We start from the raw sequence: 6,635 nt of genomic DNA on the forward strand, positions 1-6,635 counted from the left end.
TGCGCGCGGGCCGGGCCGGGGAGGTCGGTCCCGTCCTGGAGGCCTCCCATCTGTCCCTGCGCGGGTTCGGCCTGCCTTCGGGGGGCGTCGAGCTCGCCGCGGAGACCGCCGCCCTCTCCGGTGCGCGCGGTGTGCGGATGACCGGTTGGGCGGGGACCGCCGTGGCGCTGGTGGGCGAGGAACGGGCGGAGCGGATCGAACGGGCCCTCACCCGGGCGTTCGCCGACCGCGGACGGATCCCTCCCCGCGTCCGTCCCGCGCTTCCGTCGGCGGGCGCCCACCGGCTGCGCTGACCCGAGCCGTGCCCCGGCGGGTCCCTCCGGGGCCGAGGGCGGCTCTCCGTCTTCGGAGTGAACCCCGCTACAGTTTCCGCGATCACACACACGACGGACCGACGCGGTCGACGTGAAGTGCGGAGCGGATAAGGCGATTCGATGGCAGACCCACGGAACCGGGGCGACTCCGGCCCGACCGGTGAACACGACAGTCCGGGTGTGTTCCGGCGCGCGGGCGACCCCGGTAAGCCGGACGAGTTCGAGCGGCTGTACCGCGAACGCGAGTCGGAGCAGCGAACCCTGGGCGGGGCGAGGCGGGTCCCAACCGCGGACGAGGCGCCGCCGCGGCGCCCCGTGCCCAAGCCGCGGACCTCGCAGAAGCGGAGCCGGACGCACAGCGCCGCACGCGAGTACGACGGCACCGGCAAGGCCCGCCGCACCCGGGAGCGGCGCCACAACCGGGTCAGGAACATCGCGCTGACCGTCCTGGCGGTTCTACTCATCGTCCTGATCGTGCCCCCGGCCGCCATCTACCTCTGGGCGGACGGACGGCTGAACCGCGTCGACGCCCTGTCCGACTACGAGGGAAGGCCGCAGGAGCAGCCGGGGACGACGTACATGATCGTCGGCTCCGACAGCCGGGACGGGCTCAGCGAGGACGAGATGGACGAGCTGGCCACCGGCTACGCCGAGGGGCGGCGGACCGACTCGATCATGGTGCTGTACATCCCCGAGGACGGGGATCCGACCATCGTCAGCGTCCCCCGCGACTCCTACGTGCCGATGGCCATTCCGGGCTACGCCGACAACAAGATCAACACGGCCTTCGCGGACGCGGTGTGCGGCGCCGACGACGCGGGCGAGGAGGTCTGCGGCGGCCCCGGCCCCCTGGTCGAGACCTTCGAGAACGCCTCGGGCGTGCGCATCGACCACTACGTCGAGATCGGGATGGGCGGCTTCGTGGGCCTGGTGGACGCGCTCGGCGGCGTGGAGCTGTGCCCGGAGGAGCCGATGGAGGACCCGAAGGCGGGTCTGGACATCGACGCGGGGTGCCAGGTGATGGACGGCGGCACCGCGCTGGGCTACGTGCGGACCCGCGCCACCCCGCGCGCCGACCTGGACCGGATCCAGCGGCAGCGCGAGTTCTTCTCCGTGCTGGTCGAGAAGGCGTCGGCGCCGTCGACGATGTTCAACCCGTTCCGCGCGGTGCCGCTGATCTCGGCGGGCACGGACACCTTCCTGGTCGACGAGGACGTCCACATGCGGCACCTGGCCACGATGATGCTGGCGATGCGCGGCGGTACGCGGACCACGGCGGTGCCCGTGGGTGAGACGCCGACGCTGCCGAACGTCGGGTCCGTGGTGATCTGGGACGAGGCCCGCTCGGATGAGATGTTCGCGGCCATGCGCGCGGGCGAGCCGATCCCGGAGAGCGCCATGGAGGACTGAGCCCCGGCGCGAGGTGACGAGCGCGCGAAGAAAAGGCGAAGGGCCCGTCGCACGAGGCGACGGGCCCTTCTTCGTGACGTTCCGTACTGTGCGCGCCTACCCCCCAGCGGGCGCACGGCCGGCACGTCGGTTCGTGGTGGCTCAGAGGGGCTGTCACCCTCTCTGGCCTGCCGGTTCTCACCGGCGTGACTCCACAATAGGTCAAAGTTCGCGAAAGGTGTAAATCCTACTCGCGTGGCCTATGTCGCACCCGGCGATCACCCTCGCGGCGCGACCCCTCCATCCTCGCACCCGAGCCCCCCGTATGTGCGCCGAACACGGAAAACACTCCGGGAAAGTTCGATCGCCGGGGCGGCCAAAACCGCCCGCCGACAGCGCGATCGGGACGATCGGGGCACGTACGCGCCCCCGGATACGACGACGCCCGGGCGTCCCCTTGTGGGGGACACCCGGGCGTGACCGAGATCTCACCCGAACCCGTGCCCGGCTCCTCGGAACGATCACCCCAGGGGGTGTGCCGTCCCGGCGGCGACGCGGGGGCCCGGGCGGGCACCGCCTAGGCCAGACGCTTGGACAGGTTCTCGTCCAGCGCGGCGAGGAACTGCTCGGTGGTGAGCCACTCCTGCTCACCGCCGACCAGCAGCGCGAGGTCCTTGGTCATCTGGCCGCCCTCGACGGTCTTGATGACGACGTCCTCGAGGGTGTTGGCGAACTCCGTCAGCTTCGGGGTGTTGTCCAGCTTGGCCCGGTGCTCCAGACCGCGGGTCCACGCGAAGATGGAGGCGATCGGGTTGGTCGAGGTGGGCTTGCCCTGCTGGTGCTGGCGGTAGTGGCGGGTGACCGTACCGTGCGCGGCCTCGGCCTCGACCGTGCGGCCGTCGGCGGTGCGCAGGACCGAGGTCATCAGGCCCAGGGAGCCGAAGCCCTGCGCGACGGTGTCGGACTGCACGTCGCCGTCGTAGTTCTTGCACGCCCAGACGTAGCCGCCCTCCCACTTGAGCGCGGCGGCGACCATGTCGTCGATCAGGCGGTGCTCGTAGGTGAGGCCCGCGGCGTCGAACTTCTCCTTGAACTCGGTCTCGTAGATCTCCTGGAACACGTCCTTGAACATGCCGTCGTAGGCCTTGAGGATCGTGTTCTTGGTGGACATGTAGACCGGGTAGTTGCGGTCCAGGCCGTAGTTCAGGCTGGCGCGCGCGAAGTCCTCGATGGACTTGCGGAAGTTGTACATCCCCATGGCGACGCCGCCGCCCTCGGGGAAGTTGGCGACCTCGAACTCGACCGGCTCGCCGCCGTCGGCCGGGGTGTAGGTCATGGTGACCGAACCGGGGCCGGGGACCTTGAAGTCGGTGGCCTTGTACTGGTCACCGTGGGCGTGGCGGCCGATGATGACCGGCTTGGTCCAACCCGGGACGAGCCGGGGGACGTTCTCGCAGATGATCGGCTCGCGGAAGACGACACCGCCGAGGATGTTGCGGATGGTGCCATTGGGCGACCGCCACATCTTCTTCAGTCCGAACTCCTCGACCCGGGCCTCGTCCGGGGTGATGGTGGCGCACTTGACGCCGACGCCGTACTGCTTGATGGCGTTGGCGGAGTCGACCGTGACCTGGTCGTCGGTACGGTCACGCTCCTCGATGCCCAGGTCGTAGTACTTCAGGTCGATGTCGAGGTACGGAAGGATCAGACGGTCCTTGATGAAGGACCAGATGATCCGGGTCATCTCGTCACCGTCGAGCTCGACTACGGGGTTCTCGACCTTGATCTTGGCCATGGCTGTGTGGCTGTCCCTTCAGTCTGTGGCTACCGCCTCACACGGCCGCGCACGGTCACGGTTCGTGGCCGTGACCGCCCCGCCCGCTCGGCAAATCCCCTGATCCCGCCCGGTGTCCGTGCATACCGGGGAGGCGGTGGCTTGTCGGTGTCGCGGTATCTCGACATCAAGCTTATTCCACCGCTAGGCCGAGAGTTGCGGCGCCACCCATGCCAACACGATGAGCAGACCGGCGAGGGTGACACACGTGACGAGATCGATCCAGCGCCGGCGGACGGCCAGCAGTCCGATCCAGTCCTTGGGCAGCACCAGACGGAAGGCGGCGGCCAGCAGCAGTGCCCCGGCGATGATCGCGGGACCCCGCTTGAAGTGCGCGGCGGCCACCACGATGATCCCGGCGGACAGGGTCGCCAGCACGAGGGCGTAGGGCACCTGGGCCAGCCAGAACGGCACCTTCGGACGATCCGGGGCCGCTCCCTCGGGGTCCGGGACCGGGCCGGCGTCGCCGCGCCCGCCCTCAGACGGGCCTTCGGTGGCGCGCTCCCGCGCTCCGGGAGTCTCCTCCGGGGTGCCCTCTTCCCTGTCCGCCAACTCCGCCTGCCCCGCCTTGTCCACCGCGCGTCCGACCCGTTCGATCCAAATGTGACCGGCCGCCGCGCGGCTCGTCCACGTACTCGTCCCGCAGCTGGCACAGATCGGCCACACGGCACACGGCGACGTGTCCGAAAGGGCATGGCGCCGCTGGGCCGCACCGACCAGGTGGCTACGGGGGTCCGCTGCGGGGCATACCGCCGCCCGAGCGGACGAGACGCGGCCCATTGTATTGACTGCTCCCCTCTCCGCAGGAAGGGGAACCGTGATCGAGTCCCCTCCCGGCATGAGATGTGCGGGGATTCCTGGCTCAGGCCGCCCGAGCGTCCCGCGGACGCCCGGGTCTTGTGCCCTCGACACCAGCCGGGCCCAGACCCGCCCGGACCAGCACCACGTGCGCGGAGTTCTTGTCCCTCGGTCGGGACACGCCGCAGGCGGTGCAGGTGTAGGTTCTCTCCGACAGCGCCAGGCGGTGCTTAGCTCTCGCACCACACCAGCCGCAGTCCATCGTCGTGTGCGCCGGGTGCACCAGGCGCATGTCCCGGCCGTGCTTGCGGCCCATCTCCACCAGGGCGTGCTTGGTCGCGCCGATCGCCGCGTCGGCCGCCTTGCGCGCCATCGACGTCCTGGCCAGGAATCGGGGGCGAAAGTCCTCGACCGCGATCGCGTCGTGGTCGCGCACCACCCGTTTGGCCCACTTGCGGGCGGTGTCCTGGCGTTGTCGGACCACCTTCGCGTGCGCCCTCGCGACGTGCTTCCTCGCCCGCAGGTAGCCCTTGGAGGCCTTCTGTCCCTGGGCGGGTCTGCGGCGGGCCATCATCCGCTGGTAGCGGGCCAGGCGCCGCGCGGCCTTCCTGCCGTGTTCGGCGTGCGGCAGGTCGTGTTCGTCCGAGCTGGTGGTCGCGATCTCCTTCACACCCCAGTCGGCACCGATCACCCGCCCCGTCTCAGGGAGGGGCTCAACCCGGGCGGGGACCACGAAGGACGCGTACCAGTGTCCGAGGCTGTCGCGGTACACGCGCACGCTCGACGGCTGGTCGGGCAACCGGCGCGACCACACCACGGTCAGGACGATCCCCCGGCCAGACACAGACGCCCGTCCTTGAGGCGGAACCCCCGCCGGGTGTAGTTCAACGTCGGATCGGCCTGGTGCTTCCTCTTGAACCGGGGCATTCCGGCCCGCTGCCGCACGGGCAGGCGGTTCCTGACGTCCTTCAAGGCTTTGGCGCGCGAGTCGGCGAAGTCGCGCACGGTCTGCTGCTGGGGCACCGACCCACCCTTACGCAGCCACCTCCTGGCGGCGCGCGAGCCGGTGAGCATCCGGTCCAACCGTGCCGGACCGCACTTCTCCCCGGTCTTGTCCGCGGCGCGGGAAGCGGCGACGCACTGGTTCCACACCCACCGACACCGCCCCCACTCCCGCACAAGGGCGTGGTGGGCGGTGGACGACACACGCAGCCGGAAGGTGTACCGGGCATGCCCGGCCTCCTCGCCCCACTGTGGTGGTGTCGTCACGGTCGGCAATCTGGCGGGAAACGCCGACGGACCAAGGAGAATCCCCGATTGGCATGAGGCGGATCACTTCATCTGTGGATGGGCGAATCACCGCCCGGCCGGTGATTCGTGTCGCCGGAGCCCCAGCGCTCACGGAATCGGTCCCGTCGCCCATCGATGGCCTCTCCGACCGTTACCCACTTCTGGATGGTCATACGGGTGTGTTTCCGCGCCGTATCCGCCTAACTCCGGAGTAAGCGCGTAGAACGCGTACCACCCGGGTAATCCAACCTGAGACGAGTGCAACGGCGAGCGAGGACCGACCCCCATGAAGCCCACGCAACGCGCAGACCGAGCAGCCACCACTCGACGACCACCGCTCCCCCACCGTCACCCGCACCCCCGTCGGCCGCGCCACACCACCAGCCCGGGAGGAGTCACCGTGGACGGGCCCTACCTCCGGGTCGAAGAGACCGGGGACATCCGTCAGCTCACCGGTGAGGTCACCACCGTCGGACGCGGCGAGGGCGCCGACGTCCGGCTCGGCGACCCGAGCGTCTCACTGCTCCACGCCGAGCTCGTCCGCCGCGGACCCTACGTCTACGTCGTCGACCTGGGCTTGTCCCGCAACGGCACCCGCGTCAACGGCCGCCCCATCGCGCGGCGGGTGCTGGAGGAGGACGACGTCGTGAGTTTCGGCACGGCACGCTGCCGTGTGGGCGGGCTGCCGCGTGAGCAGATCAGTCCCGACATCGAACTCCGGCGCGGCTCGGCCCCCGAACTGACCCGCCGGGAACTGGACGTGCTCACCGCCCTGTGCCAGCCCGCGCTGTCGGAGGAGGCCTTCGTCGCCCCCGCCACGGCCCGCGACATCGCCGAGGCCCTGGTCGTGACCGAGGCCGCGGTGAAGCAGCACCTGCTGCGGCTGTACCAGAAGTTCCGCATTCCCGAGGGGCAGAACCGCCGGACCCGCCTGGCCAACGAGGTCGTGGCGCTGGGGCTGGTCCGCCCGATGCCCACCAGCGGCTCCTCCCGCCGGGCCAGCTGACCTC

The 6,635-nt window shown here is 70.3% G+C and carries 6 protein-coding genes and 1 pseudogene; 3 read left to right on the plus strand and 4 right to left on the minus strand.

All coding sequences use genetic code 11. The annotated features are described in order from the left end of the window. Both D471_RS32595 and D471_RS0101910 read left to right on the plus strand, forming a co-directional pair. Nucleotides 1-293 (plus strand): annotated as a pseudogene (locus D471_RS32595) (GHMP kinase); the annotation flags it as partial. Between the two features lie 141 nt (nt 294-434). Next, entirely contained in the window at nt 435-1,724 is a 1,290-nt protein-coding gene (locus D471_RS0101910; RefSeq protein ID WP_017597062.1) for an LCP family protein, read from the plus strand. A gap of 556 nt (nt 1,725-2,280) precedes the next feature. Here the strand turns inward: D471_RS0101910 and D471_RS0101915 are convergent. The 4 genes from D471_RS0101915 to D471_RS41540 form a co-directional block, all read right to left on the minus strand. Further along, nucleotides 2,281-3,498: an NADP-dependent isocitrate dehydrogenase gene (locus D471_RS0101915; RefSeq protein ID WP_017597063.1), complete on the minus strand. Its 1,218-nt coding sequence runs from the start codon at nt 3,496-3,498 to the stop codon at nt 2,281-2,283. 183 nt (nt 3,499-3,681) lie between these two features. Further along, nucleotides 3,682-4,113, minus strand: coding sequence for a DUF3017 domain-containing protein (locus tag D471_RS0101920; protein ID WP_017597064.1), 432 nt, complete (start codon nt 4,111-4,113; stop codon nt 3,682-3,684). A 286-nt stretch (nt 4,114-4,399) separates the two neighbouring features. Continuing rightward, nucleotides 4,400-5,179 (minus strand): RNA-guided endonuclease InsQ/TnpB family protein, encoded by a 780-nt coding sequence (locus D471_RS41535; protein WP_241479547.1) that lies wholly within the window; start codon nt 5,177-5,179, stop codon nt 4,400-4,402. Further along, nucleotides 5,155-5,604, minus strand: coding sequence for a hypothetical protein (locus D471_RS41540; RefSeq protein WP_241479548.1), 450 nt, complete (start codon nt 5,602-5,604; stop codon nt 5,155-5,157). The genes D471_RS41535 and D471_RS41540 overlap by 25 nt, the downstream gene beginning before the upstream one ends. A 421-nt stretch (nt 5,605-6,025) precedes the next feature. On the opposite strand from D471_RS41540, the gene D471_RS0101930 reads away from it, so the two are divergent. Further along, the gene (locus D471_RS0101930) at nt 6,026-6,631 is read left to right on the plus strand and encodes an FHA domain-containing protein (RefSeq protein WP_017597065.1); all 606 of its coding nucleotides are present in this window, start codon (nt 6,026-6,028) and stop codon (nt 6,629-6,631) included. Nucleotides 6,632-6,635: the final 4 nt, after the last annotated feature.

This window comes from Nocardiopsis lucentensis DSM 44048 (assembly GCF_000341125.1).
Classification (GTDB): Bacteria; Actinomycetota; Actinomycetes; order Streptosporangiales; family Streptosporangiaceae; genus Nocardiopsis; species Nocardiopsis lucentensis.

What these genes read in the sequence shown, in the direction of transcription:
- D471_RS0101910 (WP_017597062.1), top strand. Translation starts at nt 435, where the DNA reads ATGGCAGACCCACGGAACCGGGGCGACTCCGGCCCGACCGGTGAACAC.
- D471_RS0101915 (WP_017597063.1), bottom strand. Translation starts at nt 3,498, where the DNA reads ATGGCCAAGATCAAGGTCGAGAACCCCGTAGTCGAGCTCGACGGTGAC.